The sequence below is a fragment of the Paenibacillus sp. SYP-B3998 genome, assembly GCF_010820665.1.
In the GTDB taxonomy this organism is placed as follows: Bacteria; Bacillota; Bacilli; order Paenibacillales; family NBRC-103111; genus Paenibacillus_E.
In genome coordinates this window covers 319128-344086 of record NZ_JAAIKC010000003.1, presented here as the reverse complement: position 1 = coordinate 344086, position 24959 = coordinate 319128, and the positions used below count along the sequence as shown (strand labels likewise).

At 42.6% G+C, this 24959-nt stretch carries 21 protein-coding genes, 3 pseudogenes and 1 other annotated feature; of the genes and pseudogenes, 6 read left to right on the top strand and 18 right to left on the bottom strand.

Features of this window, described 5'->3' with window-relative positions:
• The first annotated feature begins 1024 nt into the window (after positions 1 to 1024).
• Positions 1025 to 1263 (top strand) — a binding site (T-box leader).
• Positions 1264 to 1361: 98 nt separating this feature from the next.
• A complete protein-coding gene (locus tag GK047_RS12060) occupies positions 1362 to 2333 on the top strand; it encodes a DMT family transporter (protein ID WP_163946326.1) in 972 nt (323 codons plus the stop codon).
• Positions 2334 to 2383: 50 nt separating this feature from the next.
• Here the strand turns inward: GK047_RS12060 and GK047_RS12055 are convergent, their stop codons facing one another.
• Positions 2384 to 3304, bottom strand: a complete 921-nt coding sequence (locus GK047_RS12055) for a tyrosine-type recombinase/integrase (RefSeq protein ID WP_240343914.1) — start codon at positions 3302 to 3304, stop codon at positions 2384 to 2386.
• A 121-nt stretch (positions 3305 to 3425) separates the two neighbouring features.
• On the opposite strand from GK047_RS12055, the gene GK047_RS12050 reads away from it, so the two are divergent.
• The 4 genes from GK047_RS12050 (at position 3426) to GK047_RS12035 (ending at position 9028) form a co-directional block, all read left to right on the top strand.
• A complete protein-coding gene (locus tag GK047_RS12050; protein WP_240343913.1) occupies positions 3426 to 3686 on the top strand; it encodes a hypothetical protein in 261 nt (86 codons plus the stop codon).
• A gap of 187 nt (positions 3687 to 3873) precedes the next feature.
• Positions 3874 to 5433, top strand: a complete 1560-nt coding sequence (locus GK047_RS12045) for an SWIM zinc finger family protein (protein WP_163946323.1) — start codon at positions 3874 to 3876, stop codon at positions 5431 to 5433.
• The gene (locus GK047_RS12040) at positions 5430 to 8363 is read left to right on the top strand and encodes a DEAD/DEAH box helicase (protein ID WP_163946320.1); all 2934 of its coding nucleotides are present in this window, start codon (positions 5430 to 5432) and stop codon (positions 8361 to 8363) included. Before GK047_RS12045 ends, GK047_RS12040 begins: the two co-directional genes overlap by 4 nt.
• A gap of 218 nt (positions 8364 to 8581) precedes the next feature.
• Positions 8582 to 9028, top strand: a complete 447-nt coding sequence (locus tag GK047_RS12035; protein ID WP_163946317.1) for a GNAT family N-acetyltransferase — start codon at positions 8582 to 8584, stop codon at positions 9026 to 9028.
• Positions 9029 to 9119: 91 nt separating this feature from the next.
• On the opposite strand, the gene GK047_RS12030 is transcribed toward GK047_RS12035, so the two are convergent.
• From GK047_RS12030 to GK047_RS11950, 13 genes and pseudogenes are all read right to left on the bottom strand, one after another.
• Positions 9120 to 9371 (bottom strand): YolD-like family protein, encoded by a 252-nt coding sequence (locus tag GK047_RS12030; protein WP_163946314.1) that lies wholly within the window; start codon positions 9369 to 9371, stop codon positions 9120 to 9122.
• 109 nt (positions 9372 to 9480) lie between these two features.
• The gene (locus tag GK047_RS12025; RefSeq protein WP_163946311.1) at positions 9481 to 9684 is read right to left on the bottom strand and encodes a YwbE family protein; all 204 of its coding nucleotides are present in this window, start codon (positions 9682 to 9684) and stop codon (positions 9481 to 9483) included.
• 832 nt (positions 9685 to 10516) lie between these two features.
• Positions 10517 to 10720 (bottom strand): hypothetical protein, encoded by a 204-nt coding sequence (locus GK047_RS12020; RefSeq protein WP_163946309.1) that lies wholly within the window; start codon positions 10718 to 10720, stop codon positions 10517 to 10519.
• Positions 10717 to 10980, bottom strand: coding sequence for a beta-ketoacyl synthase N-terminal-like domain-containing protein (locus GK047_RS12015; RefSeq protein ID WP_205516720.1), 264 nt, complete (start codon positions 10978 to 10980; stop codon positions 10717 to 10719). The genes GK047_RS12020 and GK047_RS12015 overlap by 4 nt, the downstream gene beginning before the upstream one ends.
• A 42-nt stretch (positions 10981 to 11022) precedes the next feature.
• Positions 11023 to 12282 carry an ACP S-malonyltransferase gene (gene fabD, locus GK047_RS12010; protein WP_163946304.1) on the bottom strand — a complete coding sequence of 420 codons (1260 nt, stop codon included), beginning with the start codon at positions 12280 to 12282 and terminating at the stop codon, positions 11023 to 11025.
• A 104-nt stretch (positions 12283 to 12386) separates the two neighbouring features.
• Positions 12387 to 12620: a hypothetical protein gene (locus GK047_RS12005; protein ID WP_163946301.1), complete on the bottom strand. Its 234-nt coding sequence runs from the start codon at positions 12618 to 12620 to the stop codon at positions 12387 to 12389.
• Positions 12621 to 12972: 352 nt separating this feature from the next.
• Positions 12973 to 13773, bottom strand: a pseudogene (locus tag GK047_RS30620) (AMP-binding protein); the annotation flags it as partial.
• Entirely contained in the window at positions 13757 to 14005 is a 249-nt protein-coding gene (locus GK047_RS11975) for a hypothetical protein (protein ID WP_163946285.1), read from the bottom strand. The gene GK047_RS11975 and the pseudogene GK047_RS30620, both read right to left, overlap by 17 nt.
• A gap of 31 nt (positions 14006 to 14036) precedes the next feature.
• Positions 14037 to 14722 (bottom strand): annotated as a pseudogene (locus GK047_RS30615) (condensation domain-containing protein).
• 272 nt (positions 14723 to 14994) lie between these two features.
• Positions 14995 to 15681 (bottom strand): 4'-phosphopantetheinyl transferase family protein, encoded by a 687-nt coding sequence (locus tag GK047_RS11960; RefSeq protein WP_163946276.1) that lies wholly within the window; start codon positions 15679 to 15681, stop codon positions 14995 to 14997.
• A 258-nt stretch (positions 15682 to 15939) separates the two neighbouring features.
• Positions 15940 to 17160, bottom strand: coding sequence for a macrolide family glycosyltransferase (locus GK047_RS11955; RefSeq protein WP_163946273.1), 1221 nt, complete (start codon positions 17158 to 17160; stop codon positions 15940 to 15942).
• Positions 17161 to 17561: 401 nt separating this feature from the next.
• Positions 17562 to 17700 (bottom strand): annotated as a pseudogene (locus tag GK047_RS30610) (flavodoxin domain-containing protein); the annotation flags it as partial.
• A 274-nt stretch (positions 17701 to 17974) separates the two neighbouring features.
• Positions 17975 to 19150, bottom strand: coding sequence for an MFS transporter (locus GK047_RS11950; RefSeq protein WP_163946271.1), 1176 nt, complete (start codon positions 19148 to 19150; stop codon positions 17975 to 17977).
• Positions 19151 to 19290: 140 nt separating this feature from the next.
• Here GK047_RS11950 and GK047_RS11945 point away from each other — a divergent pair, with 140 nt between their 5' ends.
• On the top strand, positions 19291 to 20154 hold the full coding sequence (locus GK047_RS11945; protein ID WP_163946268.1) for an AraC family transcriptional regulator: 864 nt from the start codon (positions 19291 to 19293) through the stop codon (positions 20152 to 20154).
• Positions 20155 to 20253: 99 nt separating this feature from the next.
• On the opposite strand, the gene GK047_RS11940 is transcribed toward GK047_RS11945, so the two are convergent.
• The 4 genes from GK047_RS11940 to GK047_RS11925 all read right to left on the bottom strand — a co-directional run bounded on the left by GK047_RS11940 (position 20254) and on the right by GK047_RS11925 (position 24812).
• Entirely contained in the window at positions 20254 to 21528 is a 1275-nt protein-coding gene (locus tag GK047_RS11940) for an alpha-L-fucosidase (protein WP_163946265.1), read from the bottom strand.
• 99 nt (positions 21529 to 21627) lie between these two features.
• A complete protein-coding gene (locus tag GK047_RS11935; RefSeq protein WP_163946262.1) occupies positions 21628 to 22455 on the bottom strand; it encodes a carbohydrate ABC transporter permease in 828 nt (275 codons plus the stop codon).
• Between the two features lie 31 nt (positions 22456 to 22486).
• The gene (locus tag GK047_RS11930) at positions 22487 to 23368 is read right to left on the bottom strand and encodes an ABC transporter permease subunit (protein WP_163946259.1); all 882 of its coding nucleotides are present in this window, start codon (positions 23366 to 23368) and stop codon (positions 22487 to 22489) included.
• A 115-nt stretch (positions 23369 to 23483) separates the two neighbouring features.
• Positions 23484 to 24812, bottom strand: a complete 1329-nt coding sequence (locus tag GK047_RS11925) for an ABC transporter substrate-binding protein (RefSeq protein ID WP_163946256.1) — start codon at positions 24810 to 24812, stop codon at positions 23484 to 23486.
• Between the last annotated feature and the right edge of the window lie 147 nt (positions 24813 to 24959).

The following is a 24959-nucleotide window of genomic DNA, read 5'->3' as shown; positions in this document are numbered from 1 at the left end:
TGCTCTTCATACAGCCAAGATATTTCACATAATAATCCAGGCTATTCCTTTAATTTGCGTTCTTCCCAGTTCGCCATAAGTGGCTTCATAGCCCCCCTTGGGATTGTGCCGTATCAATGAAAAAGCCAATTATTTGCGGATTAATGAGCTGCATCCCGATCGATGCAAATAAAAGAATAGCTAGCGTAATCTGCGTACCTCGCTGCGGCAGCAAATACCTTTAAATTAATTTGTTAAATTGACTAAACAAGTTATTTCAAATATTACCTTTCGTGTATGTAGGTCCTTTTATATTAATTAATATAACTAATTATTAACAACATTAATTATAAGTTCTATGAGCTTCCTTCATAACCTTTGAGGATTCAATCCTTGTAGTCATTCCAAGCAGCATCGTGTGTACAGTGTCTCTGGTTGTGCTTCATACCACTGTTCACCTAAGGTTAATTCATGGCCCGTCTTCATCATATGCTTGGAAGCAGCTTGGCCAATCATCATGTACCACATATAAATAACACTTTCATGATGAATGTCCTCCTTTTTCCAACAGCTGTAAATCCAATATACTAGATTCAGATAACATCGACAATGAGCAATTGGACGAAAACTTTAAACGTAAACGAAGGAATTCAATTTTGTATACATATCATTTGTTATGTTAACAAGTATCCATCGTCAACGATCAATTCTGTCCCCGTGACATAGAAAACTTCGTCGGAGGCTAACGGTGTCTCGATAAAACCTGGGTAAACAGAGACGAATGCCATCTGCCGCGTTTTCGACAGTTGCCCCTGTGCTATCAACCCTTATATTAATAGCATCTTTACGAGATAATCCCCCCATCGAGAGTGAACCTCCCTATCTCCAATTCTCTCTCTAGTTTCGTAATTTACCTATTGTATCCTTGCTGTCTACGATTTAATAACCACTTCTAATTTCTTATTTAATAAATCAATTCGAATCTTTTTGTTGACAGAAAAATAACTTGTGATTTATGATTGCTAATAATTTCATACAGAAACAAAAAAATTCAATGAAGAGAAGAAGTAAGCTATACATCTGATCTAACAGAAAGTTGGGATTGATGAAAACCAACGGTTAGAAGATAGCTGAAAGCCATCTCCGAGAAGCAAGCTGAAATGAAGTAAGCGATGCCGGATTTCCTACGTTATAAGGACCACGTATTATTGGATACGTGAGTGGAGTGTCACTTATTTAAAGTGAAACTAGGGTGGTAACACGGGTATTGAACTCGTCCCTTTACAGGGGCGGGTTTTTTGTATTTACAAAAAAGGAACGAATGTCCAATGCATTCTTTCCAATTTATCAATTTGTTGTGACCACCGAAGGAGGTTTTTGAATTGAAAAAGAATACGGTTGTAGTGGGTGTGTTATATTGTCTGATTTCTGTCTTAGCTTGGGGAGGTATGTTTCCTGTCATGCGCGTCGCTTTACAGAATATGGACCCCTTTTACTTTACAACGATAAGGTATTTGGCTGCGGGCCTTGTATTCCTTATTTTATTAGCGATATTCGAGGGTAAAAAAGCCTTTCGGCTTGAAGATAAAACTTGGAAGCTCTTGTTCTTTGGGGCTGCCGGTTTTTCGGGATTCGGCTTTTTGGTCTTTGCTGGTCAGAAGCTTAGTGGACCATCCGGAGCGATTATCGCGTCTGTTATGATGGCACTAATGCCCCTGATGACCGTATTCGTTAATTGGGGAGTTAAAAAAGTAAAACCTACTTCATTTAACTTCATCTCCATTTTGATTGCTCTGACAGGTTCCTTACTGGTTATAACGAATGGCGATTTCAGCGTGCTCCTTCAAGCAAAATCTAATTTATTTGCCGATTTACTGATATTGCTCGGTGCTTTATGTTGGGTAATCTACACAATGGGCGGCGGTCAATTCGTAGGTTGGTCACCATTGCGTTACACTACCCTGACCACTTGTTTTGGTACACTGGTCAATATATTGATTGTAGCTCTAGGAACAGCTTTGGGACTGCTTACAATACCTAGCTTAGACAAGTTATTTGCCGCAACGCCTGAATTGTTGTATATGATCCTCATCGCAGGTGTTCTTGCCGTCTTTACTTGGAATGTTGGTAACAAAATTTTGAAGCCGACTAATGGTGTCCTGTTCATGAATATCGTTCCTGTAACGACGGTCACGATCAGCATGATTCAGGGAGTCGGAATTGGCGCAGCTCAATTAACGGGTATCCTTATTGTGATCAGCGCTTTGGTTATGAACAACCTGATTCAAAGATGGATATCTAGAACTACGCTTTCATCAAAGAGGAACAGCTTGAAAATTAAAGATTCCATGTAGTTACTCAACATTAGTACATAATTAACCGTAAAGTTGATTGCAGGTTAAATTTATATTCCTAAGCTTTCAGGGACGTATGTCGGCACACGATTCATCGCATCTTGTTTTTGTTTATCGCCAACATGTGTGTAAATCTGGGTCGTCTGAATGCTTGCATGCCCGAGCAGCTCCTGGAGGGTACGAATATCCGTACCCGCTAATACTTGCATCGTCGCAAATGTATGTCGAAGCTTGTGACTTGAAATGGATTTACCTTGCAGCTCTGAATAGCTTTTTTTGAGCGCCTCGAAGTTCTTCTCGGCAATCGTCTGAATCATACGAACGCTAATCCTTCGGCCGAATTGAGAAACAAAGAAAGCTTGCTCTGTAGCATTCCTCGCTTCTATGCGCTCCTGCAACGCTTTATTTAACACCTTCACCAACTCTATGGGGAGTGGAATGACGCGCCACTTCCTCCCTTTTCCAAACACCTGCAAAATGTTATTCGATTTGTTAAGATCGCCAATATTCAAACGGTGTAGTTCGCTGACACGTAAACCCGCATAACTCATTAGCAAAAACATCGCTACATTTCGGATTTGATATTTCCCCTCAATAGATTCTAGGAATACGGTTAACAGCTTCTCATCCAGATAAGTAGGGATTTGATTTTTTTCTACTTTGGATTTTTTCACGTTAAGAGATGGATTCGTTTGCACGAGATTAAGCTCAATCATCGCCGTGAAAAAAGTACGGATAGCAGACAGGTACCGATTCCGAGCCGCATCCCCCGCTCCCCCCTGACGCATTTTTGTTAAGAAACGCATAACATCGATGGCTTCCATAGTAGCCACTGATTTTTGCATAGCGCCAAGAAATAAACGCACATCGCCCAGATATGCTTTTTGTGTTCGAATCGTGAAGCCTTGATCCTTCATCCAAGAGTCAAATAACTCTAACCAGTCATCATCGTAGTCATCTACTTGTACCAAAACAATTATCTCCGTTCGCTAGAATCTAAATTGCGTTAAATATAGATTTAGTGCAATTTATTTATCATACCACAGCACATAGAAAATGCGAAGTTTGTTTTGCCGATTTTCCATTACTTTTATGATTAGTGGAGTTATTGCACCGATAGGCGGAATTATTAAATTTGTCGGGTATCTTATGGGATATGAAATTGCCGGAATAACAATCGAAATTGAAGCATTTATAGCAAGCCGCCCAATGCAGTACTTGCCAATTTCTATTTTGATGGGTGTGTTGATGTTTTTGTTGGGAAAAGTGTTATGGAAGCTTACAATTAAATATATAAACGCAATTAGTCAGAAAGTAATAATAAAAAGAACGGGGCGCGGCGGTCATTCATAGACCAACCGCACCCCGTTTTTACTAAAGAGTGTGTCACGCAGTAGAACGCTAATTCTGAGGGAAAAGGTATAAACCCTTTCCCCTCCTTGTCATGCAAGTAAAGTGTCATGAAAATATCGTATTTTTTTCCATACTCCACTATAATAGGAATGATACAATCCTATAAACTTTTGTAAGGAGTTTACCAATGAGTGCTTCTCCCGTTTTAAATGATGCGCAATGGTTGAAGCTGCTCGAACATGTAGCTGAAACTTACAGTGAAGTTACCCTCAATCGAGGGTTTAATTATTTTAAACAACAGCGGATCGCAACACTACTCATTTCTGAGAATCGAGTCGTTCAAGCGTTGGTTCAAGGCTCAGAAGACTACCGTGTAACTCTGAACTTAGACAAGCTCTCAACCGGTTATTGTGCATGTCCGGTCCATTCGTCATGTAAGCATTTGGCAGCAGTGATGATGGAACTTGCTGATCGTTTAGGTTACCCCGCTTCCCAAATTGTGAATGCCAAGCATCATCTTAAGCGGGCTACATCCATTATCTCCTTGGAGTCGCAGTTCATGCAATTGCCTCAGAATGATGTATCCGGGTGGCAGGATTTTCTAGATCAGTATGCATCCCAAATAAAGCCAGCTTATGATCCAGCAAATTATATAGAAATGTTGCGAAATCAATTACAAAACTTTAAAAAAGCTTCAATTTCTTTTACAGAAATCGATCAAGTTATTTTTGAATTCCACCAGCAATTATTTATCCTACGGAAATTAAAAGAGCAGCATGCACAAGGCGGCATTAACTACTACACTTCTTCCTTTGAATACCGAATTTTTGATGAGATTCTTGCCTGGTTGAAACAACAATCACCAGCAGCCAGCCTTATCATCTCAAGTGATCGCCTTCAACAAACATTAAGTTATTTAAGAAAACAGATGGCTGGAGAAAGCGGTCAAAAGTATCAGTATTATCACATTTATACGGCACTCTGGAAGAATTGGCTCGCCCCGCAGCATGCGTTTGATCATTGGTTAGAACAGGAAATACAAGCTCTTGAAACGATGGCTGAGGATCGCCTCTCTTCTTCCCTTTCCGCCGCAATGGCTTTCATGTACTTGCAGCAATCCAGAAGTAAAGAAGCTTGGGAGGCTTTGGAAGCCAACCATCTTTTGAAAGAGGCTCCAACGAATCTTCTTATTCCATTCCTAAATCATCTGCAAGATACCCTGAATTGGGTAGAACTCACGTACTGGTTAAGAAGAACTTCATCATTTTTCTACAGAAAGCCATTCAAAGACCTCGAGATTTATGTGACTTTTTGGAAGGAAGTCATCAAACACTTCCCACAATCTGAGGAACAAATGTGGACTGTACTGGAAGAATTATTGCCTCATTCGTCACGAGTTATCGAAGAACTGCTATATGAACAAAAGAAATGGAAGCTTTGGTTGGAGATGCAGATTCTTCATGGTCATGATCCTTTTCACCATCGAGTCAGCGTTCTACAGCCGATAGAGAAGGAATCACCTAGACTCCTTTTACCGTATTATCATCAAGCAATCGATCACTATGTCAGCTTAAAAAACAGACATGATTACAAATCTGCGGTCAAGCTGCTTAAAAGGTTGGAGAAAGTGTACAAAAAAATGAAACAAGCTGAGCATTGGGATCGCTTTATTTCTGACTTTAAGGAACGGTATAGCAGATTGCGCGCGCTGCAAGAGGAACTCCGGAAAGGAAAGCTGCTAGAATGAACACAAAATTGCATGATATGACGCTGTATGCGACTTTAACTGACAGCGGAGATGCATTACTCTGGGGTTTTCAAGATGGACGAGAATTGTCTGGAGAGAATTTCAGAAAGCTATTGTTCGCTTGGCATGAGCCATCGTGCTATGGCACGGCTTTGGAACTGCTGCAAGCAGGGGAATTTATAGTAACGGTCTTACCTGTAGAGATGGTACTCTCCTTCTTTGCCGAACCCAACTTCATGGACGTCCTCCGTTGGGAGGGTGGAAACGAAGCAGCTAAGCGTTTATTGGAAGTGGCTCCCATTCTTTATCAAGAAGCACAAACAGGTCCTTATGCACCAAGCTACGCTGCTTTTCAGCAAGGAAGTTTGCTCTGGACCTGGGATGCCGAGGCCGAAGGGCTAAAAGAGTTGGATTGGAACCTGCTAAAAAATTCAAATGGCTTAGGAGACGGAATGTCTGGGCTGCGTGCTGCCTTCTCGGCAGCTGTTGCGAAGGAGCGATATGGGAGCAGTACTGCCTTAACGGATCTTCGACAGGACTACCCGGGACTGTTCCAAGAACCGAAGTTGTCAGCCACCTCGGCTAATGCATACACAGAGGAAGAGTGGCTAGCAGCTTTGGGCTGGAAACCGGACACAGCTCCCTTTCGCCCTGCTTTGCAGCTTCTAGAGCCAGACGAAGACGAGGATTATTGGCGTCTGCGCCTTGTATTGCAGGATAAGCATGAAAACTCTGTGCTCACGCCGATTCGACTTACTGTTGACGGAAAGGCTTCTGGTACGTGGGTCAACGATTGGAGCCCATATATCCATGAACGTGCTCTAGGCTGGGCGACAAGATTAACCATCGCCCTGCCAAATGAAAATAATGGCGGCGAACTCTTTGCCCGTCCATTAAACGACGAAACGGCTTGGTCATTCCTAACTACAGACAGCCGCCATTTGTTGGAAGATGGTTGGAACGTCATGCTCCCTGGATGGTGGGAAGCCGCCTCAAAACGTAAGCCTCGGCTGCGCGCGCGTGTTTCCTCTGAAGTCGGCGGAGGCAAAGCCGAGTCGCTTTTCGGGCTGAATGCCTTGGTGGACTTCGATTGGCGGATTGCAATCGGCGATACTGACCTCAGTGAAGCTGAATTCGCTGGATTACTTAGTCGCAATGAACGGATTATCCGCTTCCGTGGACAATGGGTGTACTTAGATCCAGCCTTACTGGAACAGATTCGGAAGATCATGGCAAGTGTTGATCCAGAAGATGGCTTAACCCTGCAGGATGTTTTGCAGCTCCACCTATTAAGTGAAGTAGAAGAAGCAAAAACACTTAAAGGAAGCCGCTCAGAGCAAGAAGAAACTGAGAATGTAGAGAAGCTGAAGCTGGAGGTCGAGCTGAACACGCATCTATTAGCGCTCCTGCATCAGCTAGCGCAGCCGTCGGAGCTAAATTTACTAACCGCTCCTGAAGGGCTGCACGCTGAACTGCGCGGCTATCAGCTCGAAGGTTTTACATGGCTAAGCTTCCTGAGAAAGTTGGGACTCGGGGCATGTTTAGCGGATGATATGGGGTTAGGCAAAACGATACAATACATCACGTACTTGCTGCATCATCGAGCAGAATCGGAGTACCCTGCCCTACTCATCTGCCCCACTTCCGTGCTTGGCAACTGGCAAAAGGAGCTAAACCGCTTTGCTCCCGGTTTGAAAGTTTTCCTTCATTACGGAAAGGGACGGTTAAGTGGCGAGGCGCTTTCGACAGCTTTACATGATACTGCCATTGTTCTTACCTCCTATACGACAGCACTGATGGACCAGGAAATGCTGCAAGAAACTATGTGGAGTTCTCTCTGTCTGGACGAAGCCCAAAACATCAAAAACGCTCAAAACAAACAATCGGCTGCTGTCCGTTCTTTCAAAGCCAGACACCGCATTGCCCTAACAGGGACACCTATCGAAAACCGATTGTCAGAATTGTGGTCAATCTATGACTTTCTCAATCCTGGGTACTTAGGGACACAACGCGGGTTTCAACATCGTTTTGCGAATCCGATTGAGAAGCAGCGCGATGAGGAAAAAACTGCTCAGCTTCAGAAGCTTGTCAAACCATTCATGCTGCGGCGCAAAAAGAAAGATCCCGCCATCCAGCTTGATTTGCCAGACAAGCAAGAAACGAAGGTTTATATCCACCTGACTGCCGAACAAGGGGCTCTCTATGAGCAAGCGGTTAAAGATTTATTGGAGCAAATGCAAAAATTAGAAGGTATGGAGCGCAAAGGAGCAATCCTTCGTGCTTTAACTAAGCTTAAGCAATTATGTAACCACCCCGTGCTGCTGACCAAGGAATCTAGTCAAGCGGAGGAAGCTTTGTTTTCTGAAGAGAGCCGAGATGCATTTATCAACCGATCCGCGAAGTTGGAGCGGTTGGTTGCGATGGTCGGCGAGCTTCGGGACGAGGGAGACTCTTGTCTGATCTTCACGCAGTACGTTGGCATGGGACGTATTCTCACGGATATTCTACGAACGCAGCGAGAAGAACCTGTGTTGTATCTGAATGGCAGCACACCCAAAACAGAACGCGATAAGATGATTGACGCGTTTCAAGCCACAGATGGATCAGGCCCTGGAATCTTTGTTCTTTCACTTAAAGCTGGTGGCGTCGGACTTAATTTGACCGCAGCCAACCATGTGTTCCATTTCGACCGCTGGTGGAACCCTGCCGTAGAAAATCAGGCAACGGATCGAGTCTATCGGATGGGTCAGACACGAAACGTACATGTGCACAAATACATATCCCTTGGCACTCTAGAAGAACGAATCGACGAGATGTTGGAGAGTAAAATGAGTCTCAGCGAAAATGTTATCTCCACCTCTGAGGGCTGGATTACTGAACTCTCAAATGAGGAGCTTAGCGATTTGTTCACACTCCGTCAGCAGTGGTGAGAAGTTATCTGTTGACTGACGTAGTCAATTCGTATTTTCTTTAGCAATTAAATAACTAAAAGAAGTATAGACGTGATACAAACGTCTATACTTCTTTTAATTTCCCATGATACATGCTGGCATTTGTATGGATAGGATACTATTTTATACTGAAGTTTATTGCATAATTATACTTTAGTATGTATAATTATGCATATCACTTATATGGGAGGCTTTCTATGTCACTAGTCGTAAGAAATGCTGAGCTTAAAGACTTACACCGTTTGACTGAATTAATGTATGAATATATCGTTGGTTTTTATAAGAAACCTAAACCCAATTCTGAGAACTTGCATAATTTGATTCAAACCCTTTTTGAAAAGCAAATTGGTATTCAATTTGTAGTCGAACAAGATGGAGACTTAGTCGGCTTTGCTACCTTATACTTTACGTTTAGTACAATGAAAGCAAATAAAATTACCATCATGAACGACCTTTTTCTCCTTGAACCCTACAGAAATACAGAGGCGGAAACTCAACTATTTTTAACCTGCCAAACATACTCTCAGGATCATGGATATGCTTACATGTCATGGATAACAGCAATCGAAAATAAACGAGCTCAACACTTTTTTGAGGAAATGGGCAGCGTTCAAGGGAATTGGGTTAACTACTCAATCATCTAAATAAGTTTGACCCTCAATTCGTGAGGGTCTTTTTCGTTGGATATGGCATTTGGCCAAAACATAACTAAAAATCGTGACACATGGGCTGCGTCTAATCTTTGGGATAATTGACTTGCATAATATCCATAAATGGAATCTTCACTGTCTCTCCGTTTCGTTCAACATGCACTTTACCCGTTCGCGAATCCATCCCTACAATTAGTCCCCGAACTGGATCAGCAACTCCCCATACGGTTAGGACGATTTCCGAACCTTCCTGCTTCGCTTCCGTCAACTGATTACCAATCTCTTCCAACACAAATTCATCCCTTGTTGGTCTCTTTGCTACTTTTGCCTTAGCCATATGTAGTCCCCCTAAATAATATCATTTTATATCGTATGCCATTCTGACTTGTAAATCAGGCTTAGCAAACAATCTCAAGGTAATTCTTTTCTTTTTTTATAGATCCAAATCAATTGTGGTTTGTCAGAATTTGTTTCACTCTTCCAACTTGTCCATCCACCAGTCTTACCTTTATGCCATGAGGATGGTTTGGAGAATTCGTCAATAAATCCTTTACGACCCCTCGTGTTAATTTGCCACTCCGTTGGTCTTGTTTTAAAACTATGTTTACTTCAATACCTGGTTTAATATCGTTACGAACTTGACCATTCATTCTGAATACCTCGCCTGCCTTCTATGCGTGTTGTGAATTCAGTATACCATTTTTACGCTCAATACAATAAGTTTACATATCTATAGTTATGTTAACAAATATGCTATTTTCATCTTGCTACTTAAATGATCTCATCTCCCCTCCCATTCGCACACACTTCTATGAAACAATTTTCATATCATAGATTATCACTTACGATAGGAGGCATTCGAAATGAAAAAATCTGAAAGATACGTACGGTGTACAAAGTATCTCCATCGGGAGGTAATAATCAAAACCAAACATGGTACCTACAAAGGAACTATCGTTAAGGTGGATCAAAATAAAGTATATTTAAACACAAAGAGCTGTGGGAAAAAAGCACATGTTTCCTTCCTCCCTTTCATCTTACCTCTGGTTTTATTTGATCTTTTAGTTATCACACTCTTAGATACTCGACCCTTTCCTCGTAGACCTTATTGTTAACCATAGAACCTCATCCCTGGATCATACCAGGATGCGGTTTTTTTCTTTGACAAACTGGTGCCATCTAACTACGCCTTGCAGGGATATATAACTTATAGTCATCTAACTATAATAGAGCCACTCTAGCACTTTTCTAAAGTGACTTAAGTGGCTCTTCTTGAACCTTTCATCCATAAAGTCTGTGTAACAATTGTAACAAAATCTCCAGTGTATTCTACTCTCTACGAGCAAGTTCGGCTATTTTACTGCCATACTTAACCTCTAATGAATCATCTGTTTGTAGATCCTTTTCACCGTAAAATGCGAAAGCTGCTGTACCTTACCACTAGTTGCTACATTTCCACCGATGCCAGACATGTCACCTCTCTCAAAGCACAAGCTCAGAGCTAGGTTCCCAGTTTGATAGAATGGCTTGCAAGTGTTGTACTGCCGCTCGCTCCGTATCAAGAATGAGCTTCATATTGCGATCCGAATCATCGATGATTGCGTGTGATTGGGTCAAGGCCATCTTGAGAAATAAATTCGCACAGATCACCCAGCGCTTCGTAGATTCCTCGAATAATCCTATCACCTCCGTACTTGCTTCCTCCGAAATGAAGTACGGCGCCCATGCCTGTTCCGGTGCTTGTTGCCTACGGCACGTAAATAACTGTCTGTATCCTTCTTCCTAGAAAGTGGAAGCTCTCTGACACCATCTACGCCTTCCTGCAAATGACGGCAAAACGTATCCATCGTTTCAGCCAGCGGAAGCTTGACGGAAATACCAAAGATGGCAATGTCATGTTCATTCGACATAGGTCCTGGAATAGCAATATCTTCGGATTGCCCCAATTTTTTAATCTAAGCGCATTAAAATTCTAACTGCTTGTTCAGCTATGCGTAAGCTGGAAACAAAGCATGCGCACTTGTTTTGCACACAATCTCTTGGATCCGTTCCTGCTGCTCATCTTCTGGCACTTTTTTGGTTTGCATGATTTGTTTAAGCAGCGTTAAGGACAATAGCATTTCCTCTTCACTTGGCAATCTGCCCTCGGCATCAAGCTCATCTTGAATGGCTTGAATACGTCGGTAAGGCTCAATGACACCTATTCGATATTCTCTTTCATCCCAGTTAAGATTACGCGTACATACAGCAGCAGCTAAAGTCCGTGTAACTACATTGTTGACGGGATCTGTTGGTTCACAATAACCAGAAATGACTTTTAATTTACTTACAGCCTCATTCATGTCTCTTAATGCCTCAAAAGGCAAACATTCTATACCTTTCACATTAACATGTAGCAAATCCGTTAGAACGCGCCTTGGCCCAAGCTCAACGGCAGCGTGAATGCCCTGCGCAACCAAATAACGCATCGATGCATCCCACTGCACGGTAGCTGTCATCTGCTCGGTTAAACTAGCGATGATCTGGTTGCTTCCTATGTATGGAATTCCGGTCACATTAGATAAAACCGGCCACTTCAAATTTCCGTATTTCACCTTATTTAGTTCTGATGCTAATTGATCAGCTGCTGGTTTCATTAAAGGACTATGAAAGGGTGCGCTGACATTCAGATAAGAAATTCGCGCACCTTTGCGCTCTAATTGCTGCGCTGCACGTGTTACGGCTTCCCGATGACCAGAGATAACCGTTTGTCGGGGAGCGTTTAAGTTGGATATAACTACTTGTTGTTCGATATCCGTTTCCAATTGACACGCTTCCAAGATCGTTGTGCAATCAAGTCCGATGATGGCACACATTGCACCTGTTCCCTCAGCTGCTGCTTGCTGCATAAATTGCCCGCGTTTCCTCACAAGGCGCAATGTATCGCCAAATTCGATCGCGCCAGCACAAGCCAGCGCTGTGAATTCTCCAAGGCTATGTCCAGCAGCTAGCGTAGGTTCAATTGCAAGCTCTTCCATGAATACGCGGTAGGCAGCTACACCTAAAGCAAGTAAAGCAGGTTGCGCATTTTCGGTCCTAGTCAACTCATTCGGATTGCCTTCTAAGCATAATGCTCTTAGATCAAAGCCTAGTGTATCTTCGGCTTCCTCAAATGTTAGCTGTGCTATTCGATATCGGTTTAATAAATCTCGTCCCATCCCCACATACTGGGAGCCTTGTCCAGGGAATAAAAAAGCAAGTTGATTCATATGGATGCTGCTCCTTTCGAAGAAAGCACAAAATTTTGAGTAAGCTGTCCAAGTAAATGTATATAGTTCGTTGACATCGCGTGCATGGCTTCTTTTCACAACCTTCAATTGTTGAATTTGCAGTTCCAGCTTATCGAACCATATTCATCTGCTTGAACTCCAACAATCAAATCGTAGGGTTCCAGCAATTTGGCATCTACTTCGAGGCTAAACTCACTTAGTAACAAAGGAAGAATATGTTCTTTTCCCTTTCGAATATATGTAGAAGCTGCATTGTCCATGCTTTTATAAGTATCCACGGTTCTTTCAGTTACCTTATTGCCCAAAAGGATGTTCATGATCCTTCGTCCGATTGACCGGTTACTCGCTCTATAATTAGCCCCAATACATCATAGTCCACCGTCGCATAGAGATATTCCTCACCTGGTTGATAATCAAGGTTGCGATTCGTGCAGGGACCATATAGGAAGGCAATCTCTCAGCCAAATAGCGTCGAAGCTCTTCCTCTGAAACTTCACGATGCAGCAAAACAAAGGCACATAATATGTATTGTCCTGTGGATGCTCTTGGTCAACACGATCTATCACAATAACTTCTTTGGCTGCTGGATGTTCAAATAGGCTTTTCTCAATCTCTCCCAATTCAATGCGATAACCATATAGAAACAAATGGATTATCCATAAATTTTTAATCCGTTAAATCCACCCGCTTGCGGTAGCCTCGGGCTATGTCATGAATATATAGTTCACCTGCCATCAGAACAGGAACAGGCTGACAATCCGCATCTAAAAAATAAAGCTTTACGTTGTCAGCAGGAACACCAATCGGAACGGAAATCCCTTGGTCATTTAATGGGTCGAACCGATGTATCATACAACCCACAACCGTCTCTGTAGGGCCGTACTCATTATAGATATCAATAATCTCTTCCCTTGAATAAGGCTAAATGCGCAAGTGTCAACTTAATGACCGTTGCTTCGTTATCCGCTAAAATGCGATACAACACATACGCATCTCCTCATCCCGGTAAAAATGGCGTGATTATGGAGGTAATCGTCAAATCAAAAGCCAAGGAAGAATACAAAGCAAACACTTCAGCCTTATCTTTTGCATATACATGCTTCTCCCACCATATATAGTTGACGAGCCCTTGCTGTTCGGTCATGACCCCTTTGGCTTTCCTGTTGAACCAGAAGTGTAGATGAGGTACACAAGTGCTTCAGGAGCTTGTTCTTCAAACAATTGATATATCAATTTGCTCTTCGGGGTGTCGCTATGTGTGAGGTTAAATTTCTCAAGAAGCTTGGTTCTTTCCCGTTTTGCCAGAAGCTCAACTTGCTGTAAACGCAAATCCGGTTGCTGAAGCACTTGATCAATCAGATGTTCGATTCTTTCCAACGTCCATTGCTCTTTTGAGTAAAGTGCTGTTTTATAGTCAATTTCTAGCCAAAGCTCGCCTGAGTCAGACCAAACCTTAATAATCCACTGCATGGCGACCGTTATAAAATTCAACATTATCTACCGCATATCCATTCCAATCCGTTGCAAGCTTCGTGTTGTAATAATTCACGCAAACATCAAATATAGTGCCGATCCCTTTCTTTTTCAAAGCTACGTCTTGCATAAGCAGATCATACGGCCTTGTCCAACACATAGCGAAATGGCATCGACTTGTGAACATGCCGAAAATACTTTTCTCTTTCATTCCCGATCGATTCAACACTGGTGTCCGATGACTTGATCTTGCTGTTGATTCATTTTACCTTCATAGAGCGGGTAAATAAAACAAAAAACGCATGTACTGAGCAATGCCGAGAAAGTGTAACCGCTTTAATTGCTGCGGAACGTTCTGTACCCAAGTAAAAACACGTCTTTTTCCTTCTGACACACTCGATCCGATCATAGGAAGCGCTTCGGGTAGTGTATGGAACTTCTCGTTCCAAATATTCACTTTCCAACTTTACACAATCTTTGTAGGTGTACTCGACTTTTTCGTTACTACTCTCCCCATTCATGAGTGCCAGATAGGCTTGGCGAATATGATCTGTCAATAAATTTATCGACCAACTATCAGAATTTAAATGATGTATTTTAACTAGGTATCCATTGTCGTTATCTCTGACTCTAAATAAGCAAACTGATATAATGGCTAATTCTCTAAGGAGAAATACGTTGCTGCGGAGTGATCGACCCACTGTTGAAAATGAACCTCTGGATCAGTCTCCCTCGTGAAATCATATCGTTCTAGATTTAGGATTTTAGAGTCTGCGATATACCAGGAAGCCTCTTCATCAACCTCTTTCAAACGTAGCCGTATTCCCTCATGCCTGCGGTTGACCAATTTGATAACCTCTTCCAGTTTATCAAAATCTATGGGCCCTTTAATGCGAACTGGGCCACCAATGTTGTGCTGCGAGTTGTCTTGGAACCTCTTCTCCATGTACCAGATCTTTTTTTTGCGGATGTGTGAATGGAACCAACATCGCTGAGCCTCCTCTTTCATTTGTAAGAAAAAAAAACCAAACAAAAAATCCTTCTTCATGAAGTCAATTTTGTTTGGCTTGTGCCTTCGCAGTTGCACGCCATTCGATATAAGATTTATGTAATAAATGGAAGATTATATGCTTTATTGTAGTATTGAAACTGTTTATTAGAAAGGGTTAAATTTATCTCATTAAAGGATAAAATCATGTTATTTGCAAGTTATTTAGATTAATTATCAAGATATTCGACTAGATCATTCATTTGTATGACAGATACATGTTCTGCAAAATCATCCTTTATTGCACATACGGAAAGCTTATACCCCTGTTCCAAGGGATATTGCTTACAATGAAATCCTTCTTCTTCTGAGATCACTGAAATGGCCCCATTGGCTAAGACACGCATGCTAAACGAATCTAATGGAATGGATAACCCTTTTCCTACTGCTTTGATGTAGCTTTCTTTTAATGTCCAGAGATCATAGAAATACTCATATTGATCTAACTCCGACTTGGCAAGCAAATCATCAATTTCAATCTTGGAGAAAAAACGTTGAGCCAAGCGAATATCTATAGATTTCACTTCTTCTACGTCAATCCCGATAGGAACGCGTGCCCATACCGCTACAACCCATTTCCCTGCATGCGACACATTGAAGTGAAATGAATCTACTCCAGCTAAATGCGGCTTTCCATAGGCATTTAACTCAAATTTGATTTGGTCTTGGTGAAGAGATAAATGTTTACTGATCATTGCTCTTATCAACATTTCACCGAACAAAGAGCGATACGCATCTTGTGGATAGCGAAATCTAGCTAGCTTTTCTTGCTTCTCCTTGGTGCATTTGGACAAAAACCACTCGTATTCTTCTTTGCTTATGGCTTCTGGAATTTGAAGCGCTATTATTTCAGACATACCTTTATACGCCTACTCTCATTCATTTATCAAAATTTTTCATAAAACTAGCTGCCCCTTTTATTCGTTATTTCCGTTTCAAATTCCTTTAATGCCGCTAAATAAACAAAAAGGACATAAGCTGTATAAAAGCACCAGCTTATGTCTTCATAGGTAGAGATTCATGTACACAACAATCCATTCGTTATTTTGTCATTCCTAATATAAGCAAGTGTTACGCTGGAACAAAGCGGTTAAAGGCAGCTCCTTCATCATGTTTCATTTTGGGCTGAGCGACAAGGAACGCTGCCATTCCAACAGTTCCTCCGCCGCCCGGCAAGCGCCACCCGCCTCGCGGAACGATGCTCCGACGGCTTCAGCTCGTTCCCTGTAAGAGGAATCGCTCAGCAGCTCATCGGCTACTGAGCGCATACCAGTCGGCGTGATCGATTTGAAGTCGAGAATAATGCCTGCCCCTAACTCTGCCACCCGCGCGGCTACGATCGGTTGATCCGTCGTGATCGGAAGAACCGCGAGCGGTTTGCCGTAATAGAGTCCCTCGCTTGCGCTGTTCATTCCCCCATGTGTGAAAAAAACGTCCACGTGCTGCAACAGTTCAAGTTGTGGCACATAAGGCTTGACGATAAAATTGTCCGGAATCGGACCGATTTCTTCTATATTTGTTTGCTTTCCGACGGAAAGTACGATTTTGGCATCAAAATCTTTGAACGCTTCAAAACAAACCTGATAAAAACTTTGCTGCTGGTTAATGATTGTACCCATAGAAATAAATATGACCTTATGCCCTTCAAGCGCTTCAAATGGAAAGTCAGGCGCATCTACGCGCGTGGCAATAGACGGACCAACAAAACGGTAACCGTCTCCAAACTTATCCGCACCTTTCTGAAAGTAAGCCGACGTAAATACGATCTTTAAATCGACAGGTTGGAATTTAAACTCTGCCCCTTTTAGAAAATGCAGATCCACATCGTACTCCTGTTCCATCGTTTGAAGCAAACTCACATACTTGCGATAGTTTTCCGAACTTAAGTCGATAGGAAAACGGTCTTTTATATGTGCGTCGAATTCCGGATGAAACGCGAAAGTAGTACACGAAATGACTTTTGGCAGGTTCAGCTTTTCGGCGACAACCCAGCCCGCCATACAGATCTCATCGTAGATAACATAGTCGTACTGTTCATTTTGCACTTGAGGCAAAATCGTCTGGATCATCCCATATGAATTCTCCAACATGAGATACCTCAACCTAGCCATATCTGAAAACAGATCCATAACGTTTCCCTTTTGCGGGAACAATATCGTTTCAATTTCATTCTCATAGGTTCGCACTACCGCTCCAGCTTGCTCTAACCGCGGTCTGAAATTCTCCGTACAATAATAAGTTACTTTTTCCCCACGCCTTACCAATTCCTTCACCAAGCCGATTGTTGGGTTCATATGTCCTTCGGCCGGCCAGTTAATAAAAAGCACATTCGCCATATCGCGATCCTCCTTAATCCCACTCCTTTTAATCCATCCTCTTTCGTCAAATAGACTATCAATCATTGGTTGTGTGCTTTGTTCAACTCCTTATCTTATTATGGGATATATGGTCATTACTCCCTTTTACCGCCTAATCATACCATACTAAAAAGTTCTCGAAAAGTTTATATATATAGGATAATTTTCCAATATTAACAGTTGTATACATCTCAGAATCCAAAGCATGTACGCGTTCGATGCAGTACATGTACAGATACGAAGTGGTTTCCGCCAACTTGCAGGATGTCTGCTGCAGCAGTCAACAACGATTTGTAAATACGTCTACGACCATGCGGTAGCTCATTTGATATTGAATCAAACTTCGTATGACTGATAACAGGATGGGGCTCTTTCTATATCTTCTTAGCTCCTTTTAGAGCGAGCTGCTCATCAATAAATCACGTTCTGATACGTACTTGACCAATTACGGTTTCCACAACCGAATACCGCATAATTAACTCCTTGAAGTTCACCCGGTTTTACCCGTTCCAGCCATCTGCCCAAGTAATGGAGCTTTGAACCTGATGGACCCACTGCTCTTCCGCTCCAGCGGTATTAGAATGCTCATCTTCCGGTTCAATAAGAAAAACCGTCAAGAATCAATCCGAGGCCACCGAAAAACATGTATTTTTAATTTTGTGAAATGCACCAGAATAGAAAAAGGCGAATTTCATTCTAGTCCGAATGAGAATTCGCCTTTACTTTGTGGTTTCTTTCATGCCGATTAAGTCCATTACTCGCCGGCAGAGGCTGAAGCAACAGATTTTTAGCCCTATTGTGTGCCAGGATCTTCGCCTTTTTTGGAGAAATAAGGAATGAGCAAGGCGCTGGTAAAACTAAATATCATGACGGCTTTAAACGCAAAACCTTGGAAATCCTGAATATTAAGAATGAGTGATAGCATGATAATTCGTGAAAAAACTAGAATCAGTTCTCGCCAAACCATGAGTCGCGCTTGAACAATCGGTTCTAGCTTATTCGTAGCAACGAATTGTCTGGAGTTCCAGATCGTAAAGAAGAAGAAAAGTCCGACAGTCGTTAAGACATTAGAAAGGATCAAAATCGGCGCCTTCGGGAATAAAGCAAACAGAAAACCTACAGCGGCTGCAAGCATTCCGAAGGTTAGCCACCAGGAATCGCTAACTCGACCCGTGCGATTAAATCTTTGATAGATCAGTAACGAAGCAACCGTGAAGGCCGTATACATAATTTGCAACAGGGCAATAATCAGCTTATCCTTGGTCACTGAAAATGTGAAGATAAGCGAGAAAATACCTTGAAACTGGATGAAAAAACCGCCAGCAATAAGCGAGGGAATCATCCACTTCAAGCTCGTTGTGGCAAATACCTGGCGAATTCCGAATTTTTGAAAGATTGGCTCCTCTGCATCTCTTAAAGAGGCGTTAGGGACATAGAACGAAGCAATAATCATTAATCCAATGAAGACGAACATAACAAAGAAAGAACCTGTGAATCCAATCCATTTAATAATAATTGCGAACAATAATGGATTAATAAAAGAAATAATTTGACCGAATAAATTCGATGCCGAGAAAAAAGCCGTGAATTCCTTGCCTTTACCATAAAGCGAGATGCCGATATTTTGCGCCGCAGAATAACAACCATTCGTGATCCCTACAGGGATTGCGATTAGTGATAAATACAGCAGCTTAGGTTCAAGATGCACCCAAGAAAGAATAATAAACGTAATCCCTGCACAAATAGCGGAAACACGCATCACAGAACTAATCGTAAATTTCGACAAAAGTTTAGCTCCGTAAATAAACGCTGCTCCCCAAGCAACGAATAAAATCAGGTTAAACCAAGCGACATCGAAGATTTGCTGCCCTTTTTCCCAGATGAACAAATTGATGAAAATACCCATGTAGTTAAAAATAATGCTTGAGCTCACGTTCATCATAAGTAATCGTTTTAATGAAGTCGTCATGTTGGATTCTCTGCTTTCATTTTGTATTCATAGTAAGGGTTTCCATGGAGCTGTTACTCATATACAATAGATGGGGTTGATTGTCTATTTTCACACTTTATCAACCATATCATGGAGTATCCATGGAGGGAATGTACGATATGCCAAGAATCATGGACTATATGATCAGCCCTTGCCCGATTCGCATCATTACGCTAATGGTTGATCCAAGCAAATTAAAGCTCCAATCATTGATTATTATCAATGCAGGACATCTTCCAGGGAGAACCTCATTTCGACACGATGCGACTTTTGATAAATGGGCTTTCCTTTATATTGTCGGAGGAAGCGGGACATTTCAAGTCAATGACAGTCCTAATCAAAAGGTAACTAGCGGCAGCTTATGCTTGATGCGTCCGGGAGCTACTTATAATTACGGCCCTCATCCAGATGGTTTTTGGGACGAGTATTACATAACGTTCGAGGGCAGCCGAGTTGGCGAGTGGGTCGACAACTGGCTTGTGCAAATTGACCACATCAAGCAAATTGGACATGAAGATATCACACAGCTCAACCGGATCGAGCGTATTTTTATGCTGATGGAGAGCGGCATTCCATCCAACATTGATCGAGCGGCATTACTCTTGGAAACATTGCTTTTCGAATTCATGCTTAAAGCGCATGTTCCGCCTGAGAATACCAAGACTCAACAAATCATCAGTATCATGGATGACATCGGAGATTCGCTGTACCAATCATTTGATGCTCAAGAAACGGCAAAACGTCATCATATTTCGATTTCGACGCTTAGACGAATCGTTAGCGAATATACAGGCTATCCGCTCAATGAATACATTCATCGTTTGAAAATCGCCGATGCGAAAAACGTTTTGCTTAATACAGATGATACTGTGAAGGAAATCGCTGATGCTTTGGGTTATAAGGACGTCTTTTATTTTTCACGCCTGTTCAAAAAATACGTAGGAGTCTCTCCTCTTCTTTTCAGAAATACGGTACAGTTGTGACTTTTCATTGATTTATACAGGGCGATTTCTTTAGTAATTTTCATCAAGCTTTAGTATCGCAATCAAAAAAAGGCCACGCTTATTAGCGTGACCTCATTCTTACATTAGTTGAAGTTCAATAACTGTATCCTTATCGTCTGGCAGTTTGGCACCCAACAAGGTAATAAAAGCTCCACCTTCAACGTCAGAGTACTCTTCAGCCATCCAGGGCGCCTCGACCTTCAGCTCGGTTCCATCCCTTAGCAGTCTGGCTTTCTTGATTTTCCCCTTCAGTCCCTCGAAGTAAATCGGTCCAATTCCTCTATCATATACGTGTGCATACAGCTTGTCTCCATTCAACGTATAACGGCCCCACTCAGGCTTCGGCAGAGAGGCTGATCCGCAGTTGTAGATACTCTCACCGTTTAACCGCAGCCATTCCCCTACCTCGGCAATCACGTCGAGCGTTTCCCGGTTGATTTCACCTTTGGCATCGGGTGCTACATTAAGTAGCAAATTACCGTTCTTACTGACACATTCCACAAGCGTTCGAATAACCTGTTTGGCTGATTTATAGTTTTTGTCTGAGGAATGATAGCCCCAGTTATCATTCAAGGTGATGCAGGCTTCCCAAGGAACCGGGTTGCCTTTGACGTCTACGATGCCCCCAGGGGGAATGATTTGCTCTGGTGAGAAGAAATCTCCTGCATATTCTTCAGGCTCAGCCGCTCGGATATTCCCACCTAAGCGATTATCGATAATAATATTCGGTTGAATGGAACGAATCATGCGGATGAGCTCAGTCGCTTTCCATTTCTCGCCTGTCATGTTGTCATAGGAGAAGTCGAACCACATGATGTCAATCTTACCGTAATTCGTCAGCAACTCCTTCACCTGACCATGCATATAAGTCAAATAACGCTCAAAATCTATGGCTTTATCCTTTGCCGTTTCGTTGTCCCGATCCGGATGCGCCTTGTCCCCGTAGCCAGGATAATCATCATGGTGCCAATCGATGATGGAATAATACAAACCTACTGCAATTCCCTCCTCTCGAAAGGCGTCTACATATTCACGGACAAGGTCTCGTCCAGCTGGCGAATTAGTTGCCTTGAAATCTGTGAGCTTGCTGTCAAATAGGCAGAAGCCGTCATGATGCTTCGTCGTCAGTACAGCATATTTCTGACCTGCGGCTTTGGCTGCTCGGGCCCATTCTCTAGGATTATAACGGGATGCATCGAATTCATCGAAGTAAGTTTGATATTGCTCGAAGCTCATTCGTTCATTACCACGTATCCATTCTCCTCTAGCGGGAATAGCATACAACCCCCAATGGATAAACATACCGAATCTATCCTGCTGAAACCAGCGTGTTCTTTGCTCTCTAGTAATCAAATAACAAACCTCCGTCTCTGATTAAGTTAAATTGCCCGGTATTGCACTTGCAAATGACGAACAAAATAAAATTGTCGTGCCAGCCCCGCGAAACAACCTCTACTCCTTCACCGCTCCGGCGCTTAATCCCGACTCCACCTTTTCTTGGAACAGCAAATAAATAATGATGGTCGGAATAATCGTCAAAATAATGCCAGCAAATGTCGGTCCCATCTGCGAGGCGCCTCTTTCACCGACAAACGACATCAATGCCATGGAGATATTGAACATACTCCTGTCGTTCACCATAATGACATTCCAGATCAGATCGTTATAAATATCGAAAAAAGCTAAAATTCCTGCAGTCGAAATAGCAGGCATCGAGAGCGGTGCAAGAATCCGAAACAGCAGCGTCGGCATACTGCAGCCGTCCATAATGGCAGACTCGTCGATCTCCTTATTGATGCCCTTCAAGAATCCAGTAATTAGAAAAATAGTCAACGGAAGCTGGAACGTTGCGTACAGCACGATCATAACGAAATAATTATTGAAACCGTTAAACGATCCGATCAGCCGCGAAATCGGAATGACGAGGGAATAAACCGGAATCATCAAACCCATAATGAAATAAATATATAAAGCGCCGTTGAATTTGAAAGAGAGTCTTGACAGGATGAATGACGCCATCGTTCCCATTAACAAGGTCAAACATGTACCGGCAATCGCGTAAATGAACGAGTTCAACACGGCCTTGTCGATATGGGCAGTCTTAAACGCCAGTTTGTAGTTACTCCAACGCCACACGTCGGGAAGTGAAAACACGGTATTATAAATTTCGTTATTATCCTTTAAGGAAGAAATCAGCGTGAAGATCAGAGGATAAATGAAAATGACGGCGCAGATCAAGGAAAATAAATAAATAGGAATTTTCTTCGAGCCTATTGCCATGATTGTTGTCTCACCTGCCTTTTGATTGCCATTATTTATTCGCTTTTGTATTCATCAGTTTGTTAAGAACGACAGTGGATACGAGAGCCGCCACGATGATAAATGTTCCGATTGCGTTCCCCAAGCCGAAATTATTGTACTTGAACGATTCGTAATACAAAAGTGTCGTCGGGACGTCTGTCGCCCCATTCGGGCCACCATTTGTCATGACGAAGATTTGTCCGAATACGCGCAGCGATTGCGTAACAGCCAATATCGTGAAAATCTTGAGCGTTTCTTTCATCAGCGGAATAGTGATATAGATCAGCCGTTTGAAGCCGACCGCACCGTCCAATGCTGCTGCCTCATATAGCTGCTCTGGAATGGCCACCATACCACTCGCAAAGATGATCATATTGAGTCCGCAATAAATCCACGCGTTCACGATAACGACGACGTAAATAGCAATTCCCGGTTCACCGAGCCAGTCTCTTACAAGGGCATTCCCTCCAAGCGAGGACAGCACCATATTAACCAAACCGCCGTCACCCTTCAGCAAGAATTGCCACATCAAGCCGACTGCTGTCAACGGCAGAACGGACGGCATAAAAAAGGCGATTTTGAAAAAACGCCGCCCTTTCATCTTGCTCGTTATGAGATGTGCCAGGGTGATAGCGATCGGCAAGATCAAGACGAACGAGGAAACGATAAAAACGCCAATATTTTTCAATGAACGGTAAAATTCCTCTTTATGAAACATTTCCGTATAGTTCTTGAAACCGACATATTCAAGGGCAACATTCTTGATGCCGTTCCAACTGAAAAAGGACATGTAGCCCGTCTGAAAAATCGGTACTATAAAAGCTATCGTGTATAACAAAAACGCCGGTAACAAAAAGGCGGTTGCGATAAGATAAGGCTTCCTGCCGACCACGTTCTCCCCTCCTTATAGTTCCGAGTACTTCATGTTGCTTCTCTATGAATTCTGAGGTGCGATATGAGTTCGCCATACCTGCTTTCCAGAAAGGCAGGTACGGCGAATGGGCTCATTATTTCGTATTCGATTGGACGAAGCTCTGTATCGTATCCGCTGTTTTTTGTGGACTGTTACCAGCAAACAAGCCTTGAATTTCGTTTCTCACCTTGTCCTGCAGCTGCATGATTGGACTGTATTCCTCGATCTCGCCTTTAAAATCTTTTGCCGTACTTTGTGCTTTAATGTACTCCGTCGTTACTGGGTCCACCGAAGCTGGATCGGTTTCCATTTTCACTGGATAAACGCCACCCTTCGTTTCCTTCAGGAAATATTTGAATGCATCGACAGAAGTCAAGAATTTGAGCAGTTTAATCGTTGCTTCTTTCTTCGCACCTGTCACTTCTTTGGATACCGAGTACCCACCGGCGCCACCGAACCAAATATCTTTATTTTCAGGCTTATCCTTGAAGCCCGGAAAAGGGATGACACCGATTTTGTTGGCAATCGGAGATGAAGCAATGGAAGATATCGCCCATACGCCTTCGAACATCATCGCGCTTTTTCCACTCAGAAACAGGCTGGTAATCGCATTGCCATCAGTAGTTACCATGTTTTTCCCGAAAATGCCTTTATCCTGCCAATCCTTCATCATTTGCAGCAGAGATACCATATCGGGGTCGTTCCACTTCGCTGCGCCACTCATGAGATCTTCGGTTTTCTTAAAACCGTATTTTTTCATTGCCAGATTCGTCAGCAAATGTCCGCCACGGAAGTTGTCCTTATCGGCTAACGCCATAGGCAGGACATCGATCGCCTTGAATTTGTCTGCGAGTCCTTCGAATTCCTCCAATGTTTTAGGCGGTTCCGCACCGATTTTTTGGAACAATTCCTTGTTGTAGTAAATACCTACGCTGTAAAATTCATTCGGTATGCCGTAGGTGCCCGGAAGGTCTTTGTATTTCCAAGTGTCGAACAGCGGTAGGAAGGCGTCAGCCCATGCTTTGTCTTCCTTCAATACAGGATCTAGATCCATAGCGATGTTCTTCGCATAATCTTTAAAAGAATTACCGCCGTAGTTCATCCAGATTTCCGGCACGCCACCCGTCGCAACAGACGTTTTGAATTTGTTATTAAAAGCAGATTCATCGTTCAGCGATTCGTCTACGACGGTAATACCCGGGTTCTTATCCATGAATTGTTTCAGCAAATTTTGAAAAGCGACCGATTTGGGATCCGATCCGGCAATGCGGGTAAATATGCGGATGCTGACTTTTTCCCCGCTTTTCGCATCAGTTTTGTTGCCTGTGTCTGCTTGCTTACTGTCATTCGAGCCGCATCCTGCCAGAACGGTGGAAACAGCTAGCAACAACACCGAAATAGTTGTAAGCGTTTTCTTTTTCATTTGATTTGAACCTCCCTATTTGTCGATATATCTGTTGGATTTGTCTGTGCGACATAGGTTTATTATAAAGTCGGTTCTGCGCGAATTGAATGTAATATCTTTACGTCACAGGGAATATTTTTAACATGTTCCTCATGATCACTCAAA